Source organism: Psychroserpens sp. (assembly GCF_034670085.1).
Taxonomy (GTDB): domain Bacteria; phylum Bacteroidota; class Bacteroidia; order Flavobacteriales; family Flavobacteriaceae; genus Psychroserpens.
Window position 1 is genome coordinate 114,129 of record NZ_JAXMOD010000008.1, and the last position, 18,537, is coordinate 132,665.

18 protein-coding genes are annotated in these 18,537 nt (G+C 32.0%); 2 read left to right on the forward strand and 16 right to left on the reverse strand.

The genetic code is table 11. From position 1 onward, the window contains the following. Nucleotides 1–19: 19 nt before the first annotated feature. Both VOI25_RS13605 and VOI25_RS13610 read right to left on the reverse strand, forming a co-directional pair. On the reverse strand, nucleotides 20–943 hold the full coding sequence (locus VOI25_RS13605; RefSeq protein WP_323789626.1) for a hypothetical protein: 924 nt from the start codon (nucleotides 941–943) through the stop codon (nucleotides 20–22). Between the two features lie 75 nt (nucleotides 944–1,018). After that, nucleotides 1,019–1,882, reverse strand: a complete 864-nt coding sequence (locus VOI25_RS13610; RefSeq protein WP_323789627.1) for an alpha/beta hydrolase — start codon at nucleotides 1,880–1,882, stop codon at nucleotides 1,019–1,021. Between the two features lie 47 nt (nucleotides 1,883–1,929). On the opposite strand from VOI25_RS13610, the gene VOI25_RS13615 reads away from it, so the two are divergent. Then, nucleotides 1,930–2,550 carry an L-threonylcarbamoyladenylate synthase gene (locus tag VOI25_RS13615; protein ID WP_323789628.1) on the forward strand — a complete coding sequence of 207 codons (621 nt, stop codon included), beginning with the start codon at nucleotides 1,930–1,932 and terminating at the stop codon, nucleotides 2,548–2,550. Nucleotides 2,551–2,607: 57 nt separating this feature from the next. Here the strand turns inward: VOI25_RS13615 and VOI25_RS13620 are convergent, their stop codons facing one another. From VOI25_RS13620 to VOI25_RS13630, 3 genes are all read right to left on the reverse strand, one after another. Continuing rightward, nucleotides 2,608–3,465, reverse strand: coding sequence for an OmpA/MotB family protein (locus tag VOI25_RS13620; protein WP_323789629.1), 858 nt, complete (start codon nucleotides 3,463–3,465; stop codon nucleotides 2,608–2,610). Nucleotides 3,466–3,567: 102 nt separating this feature from the next. Further along, complete coding sequence (locus VOI25_RS13625) at nucleotides 3,568–4,548, reverse strand: glycosyltransferase family 2 protein (protein ID WP_323789630.1); 981 nt, start codon at nucleotides 4,546–4,548, stop codon at nucleotides 3,568–3,570. Continuing rightward, on the reverse strand, nucleotides 4,545–4,988 hold the full coding sequence (locus VOI25_RS13630) for a type I restriction enzyme HsdR N-terminal domain-containing protein (RefSeq protein ID WP_323789631.1): 444 nt from the start codon (nucleotides 4,986–4,988) through the stop codon (nucleotides 4,545–4,547). The genes VOI25_RS13625 and VOI25_RS13630 overlap by 4 nt, the downstream gene beginning before the upstream one ends. A gap of 105 nt (nucleotides 4,989–5,093) precedes the next feature. Between VOI25_RS13630 and holA the strand changes: the two genes are divergently transcribed. Further along, the gene (gene holA / locus VOI25_RS13635) at nucleotides 5,094–6,098 is read left to right on the forward strand and encodes a DNA polymerase III subunit delta (protein ID WP_323789632.1); all 1,005 of its coding nucleotides are present in this window, start codon (nucleotides 5,094–5,096) and stop codon (nucleotides 6,096–6,098) included. A 4-nt stretch (nucleotides 6,099–6,102) separates the two neighbouring features. Here the strand turns inward: holA and VOI25_RS13640 are convergent, their stop codons facing one another. The 11 genes from VOI25_RS13640 to VOI25_RS13690 all read right to left on the reverse strand — a co-directional run bounded on the left by VOI25_RS13640 (nucleotide 6,103) and on the right by VOI25_RS13690 (nucleotide 18,520). Then, nucleotides 6,103–6,456, reverse strand: coding sequence for a VOC family protein (locus tag VOI25_RS13640; RefSeq protein ID WP_323789633.1), 354 nt, complete (start codon nucleotides 6,454–6,456; stop codon nucleotides 6,103–6,105). 6 nt (nucleotides 6,457–6,462) lie between these two features. Next, nucleotides 6,463–7,092 (reverse strand): GyrI-like domain-containing protein, encoded by a 630-nt coding sequence (locus VOI25_RS13645; RefSeq protein ID WP_323789635.1) that lies wholly within the window; start codon nucleotides 7,090–7,092, stop codon nucleotides 6,463–6,465. A 32-nt stretch (nucleotides 7,093–7,124) separates the two neighbouring features. After that, nucleotides 7,125–7,496 (reverse strand): DUF2200 domain-containing protein, encoded by a 372-nt coding sequence (locus VOI25_RS13650; RefSeq protein WP_323789636.1) that lies wholly within the window; start codon nucleotides 7,494–7,496, stop codon nucleotides 7,125–7,127. Between the two features lie 10 nt (nucleotides 7,497–7,506). Next, entirely contained in the window at nucleotides 7,507–7,986 is a 480-nt protein-coding gene (locus tag VOI25_RS13655; RefSeq protein WP_323789637.1) for a hypothetical protein, read from the reverse strand. Next, nucleotides 7,983–8,246: a DUF202 domain-containing protein gene (locus tag VOI25_RS13660; RefSeq protein ID WP_323789638.1), complete on the reverse strand. Its 264-nt coding sequence runs from the start codon at nucleotides 8,244–8,246 to the stop codon at nucleotides 7,983–7,985. Before VOI25_RS13660 ends, VOI25_RS13655 begins: the two co-directional genes overlap by 4 nt. 4 nt (nucleotides 8,247–8,250) lie before the next feature. Then, nucleotides 8,251–9,855, reverse strand: coding sequence for a class I SAM-dependent methyltransferase (locus VOI25_RS13665; protein ID WP_323789639.1), 1,605 nt, complete (start codon nucleotides 9,853–9,855; stop codon nucleotides 8,251–8,253). Between the two features lie 167 nt (nucleotides 9,856–10,022). Beyond that, nucleotides 10,023–10,832 carry a polyphosphate kinase 2 gene (gene ppk2 / locus VOI25_RS13670; protein WP_323789640.1) on the reverse strand — a complete coding sequence of 270 codons (810 nt, stop codon included), beginning with the start codon at nucleotides 10,830–10,832 and terminating at the stop codon, nucleotides 10,023–10,025. A gap of 10 nt (nucleotides 10,833–10,842) precedes the next feature. Next, nucleotides 10,843–11,697, reverse strand: a complete 855-nt coding sequence (ppk2, locus tag VOI25_RS13675; RefSeq protein WP_323789641.1) for a polyphosphate kinase 2 — start codon at nucleotides 11,695–11,697, stop codon at nucleotides 10,843–10,845. Between the two features lie 141 nt (nucleotides 11,698–11,838). Further along, nucleotides 11,839–14,250, reverse strand: a complete 2,412-nt coding sequence (locus VOI25_RS13680) for an alpha-ketoacid dehydrogenase subunit alpha/beta (RefSeq protein WP_323789642.1) — start codon at nucleotides 14,248–14,250, stop codon at nucleotides 11,839–11,841. 152 nt (nucleotides 14,251–14,402) lie between these two features. After that, nucleotides 14,403–17,255 carry a metalloprotease gene (locus VOI25_RS13685; RefSeq protein ID WP_323789643.1) on the reverse strand — a complete coding sequence of 951 codons (2,853 nt, stop codon included), beginning with the start codon at nucleotides 17,253–17,255 and terminating at the stop codon, nucleotides 14,403–14,405. Next, complete coding sequence (locus tag VOI25_RS13690; RefSeq protein WP_323789644.1) at nucleotides 17,252–18,520, reverse strand: endonuclease/exonuclease/phosphatase family protein; 1,269 nt, start codon at nucleotides 18,518–18,520, stop codon at nucleotides 17,252–17,254. The genes VOI25_RS13685 and VOI25_RS13690 overlap by 4 nt, the downstream gene beginning before the upstream one ends. Between the last annotated feature and the right edge of the window lie 17 nt (nucleotides 18,521–18,537).

An 18,537-nucleotide genomic window follows, 5' to 3' on the forward strand; every position in this document is an offset into this window, starting at 1 on the left:
ATATATAAAGACTTTGTTGTCATTGTCTGTATAAAGGATTCTTTACAAAGTAAAGCTTTTCTTTTTTATAATTTATAATTGTTCGTTGTTGCCTAAAAAATTCATATCCTAAAACACCATCTAAATTGGTTCCAAAAGCTTGGTTCATTTGGTTGAGATTTGTCAAAATCGTTTGCATAGGTCCAAAGTAAATGGTCTCAGTTAATTTTACACGATACAATTTTCCTGCCAAAACCTCAATTTTTTTTCCACTCGCGCCAATTAATTGTATGCGTCGTTTAGGAAAAAATTGTTTCAACGCCTCTTTGTTAATTTTTTTATTGAGCTGATTATATTCAGCAGCTGTATCTAATCCAAATTTTAAAGATTGATTACTAATGGATGCTTCTATAACAATGGTGTGTTTTTTTAGTTTGAAATCGATACTATCTATTATTTTTTCAAGGTATACAGAGTCGTCAAGTTTTTCGCCTTGGGCATTTACTTTAGTAAGCGTAATTTGATTAAGATACATATCTATAAAAACCTCGTAGTCTTTCAATATGTCGTAACCTATAATACCTAAGAGATGCATTTTTTTACTAAGTTCAATATGTGATAAATCAATTACATCTGAATGCATGTTGTGAATAACTAAATCTTCAATAATAAACTCTCGTAATTGTTTTTCTAATGGGTTATCAATAACATCAATAACACCTGTAGTCTGTTTGAGTGGATTTAATTTTGAATTCTGACCTTTAAAATGGTTTTTGTTTAAGATAAGAGATTCAGAACCTGTATCAATAATAAAGTTCCCTTTTTGATCTAGAAGTTGTGCTTCTATAACAATAAGATGATCAACTAGTTTAAATGGAATTCTGGTCGTATTACTATTTAATAATTCAGCCTGTGGAAACGAAAGTACTTGGTATGTCTCTTCGTTTAAACTGAATAATGGCAACGTGCAAAATAATAATATGTAGAAAGTAATCCGCATATTATATAGACGCTTATTTTAAGAAGATGTTACAGTGGATTATTCTAAATGTGTTTCAGTAAAGAGTTTTAATTTAGACCAAGTGTCAAGCAAGTTTAAACCAACCCAACCATGACCTTCATTTTCGTAAAGCGTAAATTCATGAATGATGCCTAATGTTTCTAATTGAGCATTCATATCGACACCTTGAGAGGTTGGAACCAAAGGATCTAGACCACCATAAAATAGTATTGTTGGTGGTGCAGATGCAGTTACTCGATGTAACGGACTAGAGTTTTCTAGATAATCAGTAGTGATATCATCACCAAAAATCTCAAAGAGTGGAGCATAAATTGGGTTATCTGTATATTCAGGATCCGCCAAATTAGTTGGACCAACAATACTGCATACCATTTTTACATCATTATCTGAATCTAGTGTATAACTCCATAGTAATGCTAAATGACCTCCTGCACTTACACCTGTAAAACCAAAATCATTAGAAATGGTATAATCATTTTGATTAGCCTTTAAAAAATTTATGACAGCACTAATATCGTCAGTTTGCATTGGAATTGGTAAATTGTTTTGATCGGCAAGTCTATAATTAAGGTTCACTATCGCGATATCTGGTTGCTCTTGGAGTAAGACGTCTTTGTAAGGATTCATATCTGCTTTGTCACCTGAAGTCCATCCACCACCATGAACTAATATCATAACCTTTGTGTTTAAGGTTCTTCCAGCTGGTAAATAGATATCAAAAACCTGATTGCTATCACTGCCATAAGATACATTTAGATCTTGCCTAAATTCTAAAGCTGTTGAGTCTTGAGGATCATTAAGTGTTGAAGAATCATCATCTGAACAAGATACTAGTCCAAATGAAATAAAAAGAAATAGAAAGGTGTATTTAATGGGCTGCATAATAAAATAATTAATTACTTTGTAAACATAATAGCAAGATACTTATTATGGCTGAATTAATTCGAATTTACAAGGAAAACCCTAATCCTAAAGAGATTAGAAAAGTTGTTGAAGTGCTAAAACGAGGTGGATTAATTATTTATCCCACAGATACCGTTTATGGTTTGGGTTGTGACATAACTAATATCAAAGCTCTAGAGAAAATAGCAAGGATTAAAGGAGTTAAATTAGAGAAATCTAATTTTTCATTTATTTGTCATGATTTAAGTAATTTAAGTGATTATGTTAAACAAATAGATACAGCCAAATTTAAAATATTAAAGCGTGCACTTCCTGGAGCCTATACGTTTATCCTTCCAGGTTCTAAAAGTTTGCCACATCCCTTCAAAAAGAGAAAAACTGTTGGTATTCGTGTACCAGATAATTCTATTGCTTTAGAAATTGTTAAACAACTTGGTCATCCAATTGTTTCGACATCTATTTATGATGAAGATGAAATTATTGAATATACTACAGATCCAGAGTTGATTCTTGAAAAATGGGATAATCTTGTAGATTTGGTAATTGATGGTGGTTATGGAGACAATGAAGCATCTACTGTTATTGATTTGTCTGAAGATGAGCCTGTAATTATTAGAGAAGGCAAAGGGAGTTTAGAGATTTTTTAAGCATAAAAAAGCCCAACCTTTCGATTGAGCTTTATTAACTATTCTGAATTCTCTGAATTAATTACCAGCAGATAAATTTTTCATTTCTTCTTCAACCATTTCATAGAATTGGTCAATTTTTGGTAATACCACAATTCGAGTACGTCTGTTTTTTGCTTTGTTGTCAGCCGTATCATTTTCTACTAAAGGTACATGATAACTACGACCAGCAGCAATAAGTTGTTGAGGATTCACTTTAAGTTCTTCTAAAACACGGACAACAGATGTTGCACGTTTTACACTTAAATCCCAGTTGTCAACTAACACACCTTTTGAGTAAGGTACATTGTCTGTGTGAGATTCTACCATAGCTTCAAAGTTAGGTTTGCTGTTAATTACGGCAGCAACTTTTGCTAAAACATCTTTTGCTTTAGTTGTTACATTATAGCTTCCTGACTGAAATAATAATTTATCAGCAATAGAAATAAATACAACGCCTTTCTCTACATTAACTTCAATGTCTGGATCACTAATTCCTACAGCTTTTTTCAAACTAGATACAATTGCTAAGGTTACACTATCCTTTTTAGTTAAAGCGTCTTGTAAACGCGTGATTTTTAAATCTCTCTCTTTTAAGCTCTCCAATGACTTTTCAAGATTTTCAGCACCTTTTTGAGTCAAAGTTGTTAAGTTTCCTTTGGTGTCAATTAAATCTTGATTCGATTTACGTAAATCAGCTAACTGATCTTTCATTGTTTCAACACGTGCTTGTGCAGCAGCTTTGTCAGATAAACAAGAATTTAATTTCACAGTTGCAGAATTCAATAAATCCTGAGTTTTTTTGTGTTCTTCTTTTAGTGCCATATGATCTTTCTTAGACACACATGAAGTCAAAATGAACATCCCAGCAACACTTAATAGCATTAATTTTCTCATAATAAAGTTTAATAATTAGTTGTTATTTAACATACCAAAATTATGTAAAAGAATAATCCTTAAGACCATCTTTAACTAAAATTTTAACAGTTTTATGAACAATTAAAAAATATGGCGTTTTCTAATGAAGTAAGACCAAACAATAGATGTTGTTTTGCAGTAGTTTTTTTTCTTCGGAAGTTGTTTTCGTTGTTTCAATAGTCGATTTAGGTTAGCATAAAAACTAAAATGTGCTTTTAAAATCGCAAGAAAATGTGAAAATTTTAAACTGAGCAGGAACTTTATGCCAGCAATACCATCTAAAATTAATCTGATGACGATAATTCCGAAAAGAAAGCCTTGTGCATTTTTAATTAAGGTAAATAAACTATTCCTGAAGTTGAGATAGGTTTTCTTTGGGTTTAAAGCACTTAGCGTTGCACCTCCAACATGATATACCCTTGATGTGCCAATATATTTGGCAGTAAATCCTGAATTAAAGGCGCGCCAACACAAATCGATTTCTTCAAAATGAGCAAAATAGGACTCATCAAAACCGTTTAATGTATCAAAAGTTGATTTTCTAATAAAGAAACAAGCTCCTGAAGCCCAAAAAATAGTTTGGGTGTCATCGTATTGCCCATGGTCTTCTTCAATAGTATCAAAAATTCGACCTCGACAGAACGGATACCCATACTTATCGATAAATCCACCAGCTGCTCCAGCGTATTCAAAATGTGTTTTCTTTTTGAAATCTAAAATTTTAGGCTGAATAATAGCGGTATTTATATCTGACTGAAACTCTTCAATAATAGGAGTGAGCCAATTCTGTGTCACTTGGATATCACTATTAAGTAAGCAAAACACATCAGCTTCAATATGTTTTAAGGCGTCATTATAGCCTTTAGCGTAGCCACCATTAACCGTATTCTGAATAATTTGTACTTGTGGAAATTGGTGTTTTAAAAACGCAATTGAATCATCAGTTGACGCATTATCTGCGACGTAAATATCTGCTTCTTGTGAAAACGTAATAACTGAAGGTATAAATTGCTCAAGCAATTCCTTTCCATTCCAATTTAATATGACGACTGCGAGTTTCATTTATAATCTGGAATATCTTTTAAAAACTCATAGCGTTCATTCTTAAAATCCATCATACAATAATAATGATTAATTCCGTTAGTTACCATCAAAAAACTAGCATTTAAAGTTAGATTATATCTTGCAATCTGATCAAAAGTAGTTTGGTCTATTTTAATTTTATGTGATTTACATTCTACAATAAGATGAATACTTCCGTCGGGATTAAATATGACAATATCATAGCGTTTTGTTAAGCCATTAACTTTGAGTTCTTTTTCAACATTAATTAAAGATTTTGGATAATTTTTATGCTGAATTAAATACTGAACGCAATGTTGACGTACCCATTCTTCGGGTTGTAGAATGATGAATTTTTTACGAATCTCATCGAAAATAGAAACTTTATTTTCGTTACTTTTGAAACGGAATTCAAACTTTGGAAAGTTGAGTTCGTGCATATAAATAAGTTCAGTTTTTTTCAAAGTTAACTTACAATACAGAAATACCAAAAACCAAACGCTTTTTTTGGAATTTGAATCTATAAAACAGGAATTTTACACACATTGGAAGACGTAAAGCAAATCGTTGCAGATATAAAAAAAGGTCAGATCAAACCCATTTATTTTTTAATGGGAGAAGAGCCTTATTATATTGATGCTATTTCAGATTATATTGAAACCAATGTTCTTGCCGAAGAGGAAAAAGGATTCAATCAAATGGTACTTTATGGTCGTGATGTTGCAATTGATGATATTGTGAGCAATGCTAAACGTTATCCTATGATGGCTGAACGTCAAGTGGTGATTGTAAAAGAAGCTCAAGATTTAGCACGAACGATTGATAAATTGGAGAGTTATGCTAAAAACCCACAACCAACAACGGTTTTAGTCATCAACTACAAATACAAAAAAATTGATAAGCGTAAGGCATTATACAAAACCATAAAGAAATCTGGTGTTGTTTTTGAAAGTAAAAAACTTTACGAAAATCAAGTGGCAGATTGGATACGTCGAGTACTTTCTGGACAGAATTATACAATTTCTCCAAAGGCTTCACAAATGTTGGTGGAGTTTTTAGGAACAGATTTAAGTAAAATCAATAATGAATTAGAAAAGCTTAAAATTGTGCTTCCTGAAGGAACTCAAATTTCTGCAGAACATATTGAAGAAAATATAGGTATAAGTAAAGATTACAATAATTTTGAATTGCGAAAGGCTATTGGTGAACGCAATAGTGTTAAGGTCTTCAAAATTGTAAATTATTTTGCAAATAATCCAAAAGACAATCCAATGGTTGTAACGGTATCGTTACTTTTTAGTTTCTTTTCTCAGTTATTGCATTTTCATGGTTTGCATGATAAAAATCCTAGAAACGTAGCTTCATCCCTAAAAATTAATCCGTATTTCGTAAATGAGTATGTGTCTGCCGCTCGAAATTTTCCGATGCGTAAAGTGAGTGGAATTGTCTCCATACTTCGTGAATTTGATGTGAAAAGCAAAGGTGTGAATTCTAATGCTGTGCCTCAAGGCGATTTGCTGAAAGAACTAATGGTAAAAATTTTATCTTAAACTACTATTCATCTGCTTCGCACCAAACTGCCAATTCATTTCCTGAAGGATCTAAAAATTGAAAACGTTTTCCGCCTGGAAAGGAAAAAATATCGACCGCTATTGTACCACCAAGATCTATGATGTTTTGTTTAATAGTTTCCAAATTGTTGTGATGTAAAACAATTAACGCACCATTTGTAATGGTATCATCTGTTTTTTCAAAACCACCTGAAACTCCACTGTCTTCAAACGCAGTATAATTTGGTCCATAATCGGTAAATGTCCAATTAAATGCTTTACTATAAAAGGCTTTAGTTTTATCTAAGTTGTTAGCTTTAAATTCGATATAATTAATGTGATTGTTTGTGGTGTTCATTATAGTTTAATTATCTAATTGAAATCGTAAGGTTGTTTTTAGTTTGTCTTGTGGCACTTTTCTAAAATCAGAAATATATATTTCTCTATGCATTTTTGATTTTCGGATTAAATTTTGGCTTTCAGCAAAGGCTTCCATTTTATCAAAACTTGCAGGTTCGCTATCATAGCTTCCAATATGCATCATTTGAATACATCGTCCTTCAGTTATGGTTTTGAATTCAACCTTATCTAAAAGAGGCACTGGTTTTTTCTTTTTTGCGACCTCCAACATGTCATTGAAGAATTCTCGACTTATAAAATCGGGCTGTCTAATCATGAGTTCAAATACTAAATCATTTTTATTTAGTTTTCCATTAAAGTTCTGTTTTGCTAAATCACTAATATCCCAAACACCTTCCAGTGGATATACAGTCCAATCTATATAATTATTGGGTTTGGTGTCTAATTTTTTGAGGTTCATTTTAATCGTGTAGGAAACAGCATATAATGCAGTTATATAATCTGCAAAGAATGCATCATTAGGATTTCCTTTACCACTAATGGTCACAAATTGAAATTCGGGAATTGTAATTAATTCTGGTTTAGTCTTAGGCAAATAAACGTTTTTTTCTTTTTTTCTCCATTCGTGTTTCATTTGTAGAGTATTTAGTATTAAATGTCATTCACTTACGGTTTTTCCACTCTCAAAATTTTCTCCATCTTTCGACCTTTTGCTAATTCATCAATTAGTTTGTCTAAATATCGTGCTTTCTGCGTTAATTTATTTTCAATGTCTTCAATGCGATAGCCACAAACAACTCCTTTTATAAGTTTTGCATTTGGATGTATGGTAGCTTTTTGATAAAACTCCTCAACAGTGACTTTTTCCTTGAGGAGCGTTTCAAGTTTGTTTTTGTCATATCCCGTTAACCACTCAATGACTTGATGTAGTTCATCTTCGGTTCTACCATTTCTTTCAATTCTATTTACGTAATGAGGATAAACAGATGCGAAAATCATTTTTGCAACACGCTCATCGTGATGGCTTGTGTCTTTCATAATGTCTAATTTATATGTATCCTAATTCTTCAATCATTAATCCAAAGTCGTATTGCAAATCCTCGTGCATTGCAGATACTAATTTTTCTGCTAAAGCGAGTTGTCTGTTATAGATATTGATTAAAGTAGTATTGTTTCTAATGCTTGGTTTAAAGTCTTTCAATTTGTCACAAAAATAGAGCAGTAACTCGGCTTCAGTTTCTTTTTTTAAGGAGTATCGTGCATATTTTTTGATGTTTCGTAAAATCTTCCGAACACTCTTTTTAATGTAAAAATAACTGTTAGTGTTTATCACTTCAAACTGAGCATCGATTTCAGCTTTTACAGTTTCAATATAGCCAGACTCGTCATGAGCTTCAAATAATAAATAGGTGAGGAGCTCTTTGTTTTCTTTCTTAAATTTTGAAAGTCGTAAACAAAGTTGCATCAACTCGTCAGAAGAACGATGTTGTAACTCTTTTTTTATGGTAACTACTGAAACTGCTTTCAAATTTTATAGTGTTTTCTAATGGTTTGTTTTACTCTAATAAGTCGTATAACACCAATTATGAGTATGATGGGTGATATAATTAATAACGCGACACCAAAGGCTTTTAATTCTGAAAAGAATTCAATCTTTAAAACGGTTAGTCCTGTTCCTAAAAACACAACAAAGGTTCTAAAGTAAGCTAAAAAGGTACGTTCGTTTGCAAGTTTTGTACGTTCAATAGCCAACCAATCCCTTGTGATTAATGTTTGTTGTTCTTTCATGAATTTAATGTCCTTTTAAAAGGTTCACGCTCACAGTTGCTAAATCACTGTCTGGAAATCTTGAAAAATAATTTGGATCTGGATGCAAGCCAGCTTCTTGAGCTACTTTATTAAATACATCAACTTCTAAGATATATTGATCACTATATCCATGTGTAGCATCATAAGCAGTAGCAGCTGTTTGTCCGATGTTTTGAGCAACTAATTTTGGACTAACGGTATGTAATTCAATCATAAGTAATCCAAAACGTTCTACATAAGGTTTCCATTTGGTCAAATGTTCTAATAATGAATCTTCAACAAAATTGTTGCTTAAACGTTTTCCATGACTAGCATAAGCTCCTGAAGAATCACTAACTCTACCAGTTTTATTTTGAGGTGCTTCCCAAATACGATTATGATCTAAAAACGTTCGAACGTTGAGTAAATCTTTAAGTTCAATATTATAATCTTCTTTTAAATCTTTGGCTAAAATATCTGGTCTTCCTATATCGCCCCAAATGACCTTTGCCCAAATATCGGCTTTAATTAGGTTTGCTCTGGTGACTTTTAAAGCTGCCTGATTAAAATCGGCTCCAACCAATAGCAATGGATGTTCATCGAGCATTTTCCCACGTTTGGTTTGGTATTCAATTACATCAAATATATGTTGAATAAAAGCACCATTTCCACAACCCATATCTAGAATACCTTTTGGCTGTTCTTCAATTGGTTTGTTAAATAGTTTTATGATGACTTGATCTATAACTTTAAAATAGGTGGAATGTGCGCCTCCACTTCCCCAGACATTCATTTCGCGATGGACATGTTTTTCGGTTTCATCAGGTGAATCTGTTTTTAAAACACTCGCATTTCCGAAGATTAAATCATCTAAATGAATAAAGGTTGGTAAATACGAAACTGTTACACCATAAGCACTCGCTCTCTTTGCGAAGAACAAACCTTCATTAGTAAATTGATAGGTGTTTTTCTTTTTAATAAACCACCCTAAATGTGAAAAGAAATCTAAAATCTTCTTAAAACTCTCAGGGTTTTTATGATATTCTTCAGCAGTAAAAGAGGCTTCCATAAAATATTTATGAAATAAACCATTCATTCCTAACCTAACAATGATGGGAGCAATAATAGCACCTTCAATATGTTTTAATATTTGATATTCTACTGAAGATTCTTCAGAAATGTCCATACCATATTGCGATTCAAAAGAGGTGAAGACTTTTTCTAAGATATGAAAGGCATCAATTCCTATGGGTTCATTAGATAATTTAACAGTGTATTTTAACAAATTTACAGCCTCTTCATAATGAGGTACTAATTTAAATGCGTGTGCACTTGACGCGTTGGTTTCATAAGACACCGAATTACTTTTATTATCCAAATGTTGAATTAACCAACCTTGTGAGGATAAAATTCGTAAGGCTACATTAAGATAGCCTTCATTAGCATTAAATTTTGATGTTAAGGATTCTAAAGATGCTTGTTTCTGTTCTAATAAATAGGTTAATACCCCTTTTTTATGAAGTGAAAATGCAGAAGTTGCAGTTGCAATTCCGTCCAGATGTCTAAATATTGAGCCTCTTAATTTATGTTTGTCTTGTTTTGAAAGCATAGTTGGTCTGTTTCCTATAAATATAAAAAATCCATCACAAGTGCGATGGATTTTTAAGGTATTATCATGTTTTTTTTCAATAAACTAAATAATTGGTTAATTTTTAGTTTACAATGCAGTTATATTAACTGGATTTTATTAGTCTGTTTTGACCGTTAGTTTTTAAACTATTCATTTAATATGGAACGTAATGATTTATGCTTAATGGTTTCTAAATCCTTTATCTCATAAGGGATTTGTTTTAAGATATATTCAAAAGCTGTAATTCTAGCACTTGTTTTTTTATTAGCTTTAATGATTTTCCATGGCGCCTGATCTTGGGTTTTCTCAAACATGGTTTCTTTATATCTTGTATATTCATCCCAAAGCGACAATGCTTTTTTATCGACATCACTATATTTCCATTTTTTGATTGTAGAACTAATAATATCTTTAAAACGACGTTCTTGTTCCTTCTTGGTAATTGAGAAATATAATTTTAGTAAATAGATTCCAGAATCTTGGATCATTTTTTCAAATTCATTAACCTGACCCATAAAGATTTCATAGTCTTTTTTAGAACAAAAATTATTCACAGGTTCTACTACAGCTCTATTGTACCAGCTTCTATCGAAAAACACAATTTCTCCGTTATTTGGAAGACGATTGATATAACGCTGAAAATACCATTGTCCAATTTCTGTCTCATTGGGTTTAGGTAAAGCCACAACTCGAATAGCACGAGGAGGTAAATGTTGAATAATTCGTCTTATTGCACCACCTTTTCCTGCTGCATCACGTCCTTCGAAAAGAATGACAACTTTCTTATTGTTTTTAGACACCCATTGCTGAAGAATTAGCATTTCTTCTTGAAGTTTTTCTAGTCGTTTTTCATACTTAACATGCTGAATTGCTTTTTCAACATCGATGTGGTTTTGGCGCAACAGGACTTCAAGTCCTTTTTTTGAATTTAGGGTGTTTACGTCTTTTTCTGTCATACTATTTCTATTATTGGTCTAGTTGAACTGTGTTTCTAAAATAGCGCTGAACGATATTTGGATCTGGTAAAAGAGCTTTGCAACTATTCCCTTTGTTATCGTAATCAAATAGGCTTAATACATATTTAATACTTTCTAGTCGTGCCTGTTTTTTATCATTCGATTTAATGACTACCCAAGGAGAGAAGGAGTTATGCGTTCTCGAAAACATTTGATTTTTGTAAATTGTAAAATCATCCCAAAGTTCTTGACCTTTTTCATCAACAGGACTAAATTTCCATTTTTTAAGCGGGTTTTTTAATCGTTTTTCGAAGCGACGTTGTTGTTCTTCTTTAGAAACTGAAAACCAAAATTTAATGATAGTTGTGCCAGATTCATATAGCATATTTTCAAATTCAGGAACCTGAATCATAAAACGATTATATTGTTGTTTTGTGCAAAATCCCATAACAGGTTCTACAACAGCTCTGTTGTACCAGCTTCTATCGAAAAAAACAATTTCTCCAGCATTTGGTAAAACTTTAATATACCTATTGAAATACCATTGATTTTTTTCAACTTCTGTTGGTTTGTTTAAAGCGACAATTCTCATCGCTCTTGGATTGAGATGTTCTTTAAAACGCTTTATTGTTCCACCTTTTCCTGAAGCATCTCGACCTTCAAAAATGATGGCTATTTTTTTGTTTTCTTTTTGAACCCAACGTTGAAAATCTACAAGTTCTGCTTGAAGTGGAAGTAATTCCTCTTCATATTTGTGTTTTTCTAGTGCAGATTCATAATCTGGATTGTCAGCTTTATGAGTTTCTAAATATGAAATTAAATCTAAATTAGTTTTGAATGTTTTAATAACTTCTTCTGTAAGCATATATTGAAATTTTTACATAAAGCTACTAAGGTATGAATTACTATATAATGATTTTATGACTTATATCATTTTAGATGCTTGATAAAAAAAACCTTCCGATTTACCAGAAGGTTTTTTAAATTATAAGTATGTCTAATTAAGTTATCTTAATTTAGGAAAGTCATTTGGGCTAGCTTCATGCATGACGTCATAAACAGCCTCAAAAATATCTTCTGCTGATGGTTTCGAGAAATAATCTCCATCAGTTCCATAAGCTGGACGATGTGATTTTGCTGCTAAGGTTTTAGGCTGACCATCAAGATATTGAAATGCATTCTGTGTGTTTAATATTTCATTTAATATATAAGCAGAAGCTCCACCAGGAACATCTTCATCAATTACCATTAATCGATTTGTTTTGGCAACACTTTTAACGATGTCATGATTGATATCAAATGGCAATAAGGATTGAACATCAATTACTTCAGCATCAATACCAACTTCTTGAAGTTCTTTTGCTACTTGTTCTACAATTCTGAGCGTTGAACCATAAGACACTAATGTAATATCTGTACCTTCTTTTACAGTTTCAACAACGCCTATAGGCGTTTTAAATTGACCAATATTATTTGGCAAAGTTTCCTTTAGACGATATCCATTTAAACATTCAATAATTAAGGCAGGTTCATCACTTTCTAAAAGTGTATTGTAAAAACCTGCAGCTTTGGTCATATTTCTTGGAACCAAAACATGTATACCTCTAATGAGGTTAATAATACCTCCTAATTGAGATCCAGAATGCCAAATGCCTTCGAGTCTATGTCCACGAGTTCTAACAATTAAAGGCGCTTTTTGTTTTCCTTTGGTTCTATAATGAAGTGTTGCTAAATCATCACTCATAATTTGTAACGCGTACAAAATGTAATCTAAATATTGAATTTCGGCAATTGGCCTTAAACCTCGCATGGCCATACCAATCCCTTGTCCGAGAATAGTAGCTTCTCTAATTCCGGCATCTGCAACTCTAAGTTCTCCATATTTTTCTTGAAGACCTTCTAAACCTTGATTGACGTCACCAATATTTCCTGCATCTTCACCAAAAACTAGAGCTTCTGGATAATTTCCAAAAATAGCATCAAAGTTTTCTCTTAAAACTAATCTGCCATCAACCTGTTCTGCATTACTATCGTACGTTGGTAATACTTCTTTAATATTAATAGCCGCATGTTTTGAAGTACTATTTAAATGCGAACTGTATTTGGGTTGAACTGTTTCAATGTAGGCATTAATCCATGTCTGAATACGATCTTTTTCTATAGAATCTTCAGAAACAACATAACGTAAGGCCTTTCTAACGGTAGATGCAATATCTCTTCTCGCAGGTTCCTCAATATGTTTAAGTTGATCTGTGATTTTATTGATAAATACTTTATTAGTACTTGATTCTGCTAAGGCAGTTAATAAGATATTAGCTTCTTCTTGTTCGTTTTTTATGGGTTGTAAATAGGAGTTCCAAGCTGCCTTTTTACCATCGCGTACTTTCTTTTTTATCGTTTTATTTAGTGCATCAAGTTCCTCTTGTGTCGCAATATTATTGCTTATCATCCACTTGCTCATTTGAGCGATGCAATCAAATTCCTGTTCCCATTCTAAGCGTTCTTTACTTTTGTAACGTTCGTGAGAACCAGAAGTAGAGTGGCCTTGAGGTTGTGTTAATTCGACAACATGTATCATCACTGGAACATGTTCTTTACGCGCTATCTGTTCTGCTTTTTGGTAGGTTTCTATTAACGCTGGATAATCCCAACCGTTCACTTTCAAAATGTCGTAACCTTTATTGTCCTCATCACGTTGGAAACCTTTTAAGATTTCTGAGATGTTTTCTTTTGTAGTTTGGTATTTAGCATGCACGGAAATTCCGTATTCATCATCCCAAATATTAATCACCATTGGTACCTGTAAAACACCTGCAGCATTTATGGTTTCAAAGAATAAACCTTCACTAGTACTTGCGTTACCTATAGTTCCCCAAGCAATTTCATTTCCGTTTTTTGAAAAGTTAGTGGTATCTATGCCTTCAACTTGTCTGTATATTTTAGAAGCTTGTGCTAATCCTAAAAGTCTTGGCATTTGACCAGCAGTAGGAGAAATATCTGCACTAGAATTCTTTTGTTCTGTGAGGTTTTTCCAGTTGCCATTTTCATCAAGACTATGAGTACCAAAATGACCACCCATTTGACGACCAGCAGACATTGGTTCTTGTGCAATGTCTGTATTTGCATACAAGCCTGCGAAGAATTGCTCTATAGTTAATTCTCCAATAGCCATCATAAAGGTTTGATCTCTGTAGTAACCAGATCTGAAATCTCCATTTTTAAAAACTTTTGCCCAAGCGAGTTGAGGAATTTCTTTTCCGTCTCCAAAAATACCAAATTTAGCTTTTCCGGTTAATACTTCGCGTCGCCCTAATAAACTACATTCTCTACTTGTTATAGCAATTGTATAGTCGTTTAAGACTTGAGTTTTGAAGTCTTCAAAAGTTAAATCTGATGTGGTATTAGAATCGGTTTGCATTGGCTAAAAGTATATGTTGCAAATTTAACTAAAGTTTCTATGTTTTACAACATTGAAAATTGTTATAAATTTAGTATATTATCAAAAAAACATAGTAAAAATTACGATATTCCTAATATTGGGAGTTAAATAAAGGTTTGGTTAAGGATATTCTAAAACCATTTACGTCTAAATAGACCTAAAAGTCTTCCAGGATCTAAGGTAAATAAAATACGAATACGCTCTTCGTATTTTCGTTGCCCTATTTCCCAACCTAGATTTGAATATATAGGAAAGTAAACTTCAAAATAATCTGTTATTAAATTTAATCTAATTCCAGAATCGTAGACAAATTTCGGATTTTCTCTACTATTTTTAACAACACCAACATCAGCATAGGCTTCAATGTATCTCCAAATAGTTGTACTTGCATTTGCTGTTGTCATCCAGCGGTTGGCAAATGGTGTTTCTAACATAGACTTAAATCCGCCTTCTGCTATTATAATTTGCTGACTAAAAATCCCTGAGGATTCCGAACGTCCTAAATAGTTGTAATCAAATAAGTAATCTGTTGGTCGATCTAAAGCAAAACTGAAATAGTCTGATTCATTATCTGTTTTATTATATAAAAATGTTCCTGCAAACAAACGAATATTAAACTGTCTGTTACGTTCAGATAATTTTCTGTATTCGAAATTAACTGATACTTTTCCGAAGCGTTCAGCGGCCTGAAAATCATAAAACCACCTTTTGAAACTAATAATACCAGGTTGACCTGTTACATATCTAATATTAAAAATATTGTAGTCTGGTTCATCAATTATATCATTATCTACTTCAAATATTGTATTATCACCAACATCTCTTCGTATTGATAAAAACCTAAAATTCAAATTTTTGAATTCATCAGATCTAAAATCGTTATCATCTCTAAAGTTTAAAGATAGGCTAGGAGAAATTCGTGTGACAAAGGCATCTTCTGCAAAAGACGAATAGCTTGTACTTATTCCGTAATTAATTGCGTATAGATTTCTATTTTCAATATTATGTGTGTAGCGCACTGATGCACTACCTGTTAGCGCTTTTGAATTTGTGCCATATTGAGGAGATATCTTGTAATTAAGTCGTTTTCTTAGTAATGTTTTGTTGTAAAATTTACTACCGAGCGTTAATCCATCATAAATATTTTGAAACTCTATTAATGGCATCATGAAAATCTGGTTGTAATAAGGGTCTTCAATATCTTGGATAAGCCTAAACTGAAGAGGCTTATTATTTAAAAAATTACTATTTAAAGATTTGTAGTTATCTCGAAGATTGAACTCAGGAATCGTATTATCGTAGTTTAAAGCAAACTTGGTAGTGCCATTTCTAGGAATGGTAAGTGTTTTACTATCGTTTATATTTTCTATCCAAGTTTTGGTAAGGATAGAATCATTATCAAGCGTAAATAAGGAAACTGGAACACTTGTTTTTCTTTTGTTTCTTATGGTTAGCGTTATTGAATCTTCAGTAGCTTCAACACCCTTTATTTTGAAATCGATTTTTTTTCGTGAATTGATATAATCTGAAAAGAACCAGTCGATATCCTTGGTTGTGTTTTTCTTCAGAAGGGTTTCGAAATCTTTTGAAGATGTAATATTCAGTTTATGATTTGCTAAATATTCAGTGATTGTAGATTCAACTGTGTTGCCATTTACAAAATCATCTAAATATCGTAAACCAACACCTGCTTTGTATTTATTGGCAATATTTGCATTAAATTTTAATAGAGAATCCTTTGAGACGGTTAAGGCCTGGTCTTTATTTGTTCTAGCCATTTGCATGTAGAACAATACAAATTGATCGTTATAATTTAAATCTGCGGCATGAAACGATCTAATTCCCCAAACTTTAGCAAGTGTTCCAATCATTTTGGTATCAGGATAATTAGCTTCAATGTATTTCATTAAATAATAAATCTGAATACCTTCCTTAATCCAATAATCTTTTCTAGAATTGACTAAAAGTGTGTTGTCCAAATAGTTTTTAAGAGCCGTTTTTAAGAGTTTCAATTCGTATTGAAAACTATCAGGAAATGGTCGAATAAAATCTGGTAATTGATTTAAACCATATAAGGGGTCTTTTTTATAATCACTTTTAGTAATTAACAAGCGTTCATGTGGATACTCTCCAAGATTCTGAGTAATATAACGTGTTATTTTATCTGTAATTAACGCCTTTTCTTCTGGTGCAATATTCTTACTACTTATATCTGAAACGATATTAAAATCATCAGTTTGAACAAACTTAAAATCAGAAAACTTAACCAATAAAAATGTGGTATTGACTCTGTTTTCTCCATATAATGTTATGGTTTGATCAGTTTTGGTTTGCTGGATATCTATGGTATTTAATTCAGAAATAAAGGTATATCCTAAAGGGAATTTAATTTTAAGATTAAGATTTGCCTTTGGTGTATATAGGTCATCTAGATTTTTATTGCTATAAATTTGCCACTTTCCGTCGTAAACAGCAGGAGTGAGGTACCAATATTTTAAATTAAACTCATTGTTTTTACTTATTCCATGACCAGTAAAAGTGGCATCTGGTAATACCAAATTATAGTTTAAGTTGAGCTCATATTGTTCATTTGGCAGAAGAGGTTTGCTTAAATCTATTTTTATAATATCTGGATGTTCATCAAGATTATGAAAGCTAAGATCTTCACCAACTTTATTTTTTAAAGAAGTCATGGTTGTATAACCACGTTGTTCATTTTTTGCAAGATGAATTTTAAGACTAAATTCTTCTTCGAAACGTTTTGCTAAAGGTGTGTTTTTTGTAGAGTATGCATTATTCCAATCATTTAAGTAAATAACATTTAACACATCATCACTAGTGTTCTGATAAATTATTTTTTGTTGAACATGAATAGTTTTGTTTTCAATATCAAAATCTGCCTTGAGATCAATAGAATTTTGACCATAACCAGTTACATAAAAGAACAAACAAGATACTATAAAAATGGAATGTCTAAATTTCAATGTGTAATAATGAATTTTAATGGTTTAACTTGAAATTCTTGCGATGTTATGTAATATATACCATTTGCTAGAGATGACATGTTTTCTTCAATATATAACGAATTTTTAACAGAAATGGTTTTAACGATTTGACCTAAATTATTGGTAATGGTCAGCGTTTTTATTTGGGTTAAAGGATTTAATTTTAGTTTTAATACATCATTAATGATATTAGAACCAACAAATTGTATGGTTGAAACAGTTGTGAACTCTTCTATTGATAAGGATTGATTAGTTTGAAACTCTAAGGTAACCGGAAGGTGGTCACTAAAATTATGTAATGCCTCTCTAATAAATGCTGAATAATCGGGACCACTACAATCAGAAGAATTGATTGCTTGATTATAGCACTGAACGTTAGCATTATTGCCAAACACTTTATACGAGTTTTCGACAAATTTAATTTCAGGATTTGTTGCCATATTTTCTGAGGTCATGATAAAATCAAAGCGATCATCAAATCCTCCAGTTGAACCGCCAAAACCGTTTAAAGTTCTTGTCGATTGTGTCATCACATCAATATAATTAGTGTTATTATGCCAACTCCCAATTTGATTCGCAGGATCAATAAAATCAATAGTATTATTATTATCAGAATCGATTAGTTCTTGAAATGCAGGCTCTGTATGAGTATAAACATTAAAATCTCCCGCTAAAACCACGTTGCTGTCTGTAGGAAATGTATCAAGATATGCGACTAAATCTTCAACCATTTCAAAACGAAGTGCTTGGTTTTCTGTGCCACTTGACGCCTTTAAATGGCAAACTATAATATCAATAAATACCGGATTTGTTGCCGATTCTAGCGAATTGATTTTCATTCGATAATGATTGAAATCTCTAAAAATGCTTGTTACGATACTTTGGTTCTCTAGAATAAATTTTGAACTATCATAATAAATTAAATTCTGAAGATCATTTTGGTCACTAATGTTGTCATCAGACGTATTTAATTCAAATGTTGCGCTTTCATAATTCGGATTTAAAAATTGAAGTGCACTCAATATGGTTTCTGCACCACTACTATTATTGAGCTCACAAACCATAAAAATATCTGGTCTATAATCATCTAAAACAACTTCTAAATACTGCAACCTATTAGGCACAGCATCTTCTAAAGGGAAATTTAAAATGTTATAAAACATGAATTTAAAATTCTCCTGAGCCTGCAGTCCATTAAATGCAAAGATGCTAAGCATCAATACCAAACATATTTTCTTTTTCATAGCTATATTAAAAAGCG

Coding starts and splice junctions, on each gene's coding strand:
- VOI25_RS13610 (WP_323789627.1), bottom strand. CDS start 1,882: ATGCAGCCCATTAAATACACCTTTCTATTTCTTTTTATTTCATTTGGA.
- VOI25_RS13615 (WP_323789628.1), top strand. CDS start 1,930: ATGGCTGAATTAATTCGAATTTACAAGGAAAACCCTAATCCTAAAGAG.
- VOI25_RS13620 (WP_323789629.1), bottom strand. CDS start 3,465: ATGAGAAAATTAATGCTATTAAGTGTTGCTGGGATGTTCATTTTGACT.
- VOI25_RS13625 (WP_323789630.1), bottom strand. CDS start 4,548: ATGAAACTCGCAGTCGTCATATTAAATTGGAATGGAAAGGAATTGCTT.
- VOI25_RS13630 (WP_323789631.1), bottom strand. CDS start 4,988: ATGCACGAACTCAACTTTCCAAAGTTTGAATTCCGTTTCAAAAGTAAC.
- VOI25_RS13640 (WP_323789633.1), bottom strand. CDS start 6,456: ATGAACACCACAAACAATCACATTAATTATATCGAATTTAAAGCTAAC.
- VOI25_RS13645 (WP_323789635.1), bottom strand. CDS start 7,092: ATGAAACACGAATGGAGAAAAAAAGAAAAAAACGTTTATTTGCCTAAG.
- VOI25_RS13650 (WP_323789636.1), bottom strand. CDS start 7,496: ATGAAAGACACAAGCCATCACGATGAGCGTGTTGCAAAAATGATTTTC.
- VOI25_RS13660 (WP_323789638.1), bottom strand. CDS start 8,246: ATGAAAGAACAACAAACATTAATCACAAGGGATTGGTTGGCTATTGAA.
- VOI25_RS13665 (WP_323789639.1), bottom strand. CDS start 9,855: ATGCTTTCAAAACAAGACAAACATAAATTAAGAGGCTCAATATTTAGA.
- ppk2 (WP_323789640.1), bottom strand. CDS start 10,832: ATGACAGAAAAAGACGTAAACACCCTAAATTCAAAAAAAGGACTTGAA.
- ppk2 (WP_323789641.1), bottom strand. CDS start 11,697: ATGCTTACAGAAGAAGTTATTAAAACATTCAAAACTAATTTAGATTTA.
- VOI25_RS13680 (WP_323789642.1), bottom strand. CDS start 14,250: ATGCAAACCGATTCTAATACCACATCAGATTTAACTTTTGAAGACTTC.
- VOI25_RS13690 (WP_323789644.1), bottom strand. CDS start 18,520: ATGAAAAAGAAAATATGTTTGGTATTGATGCTTAGCATCTTTGCATTT.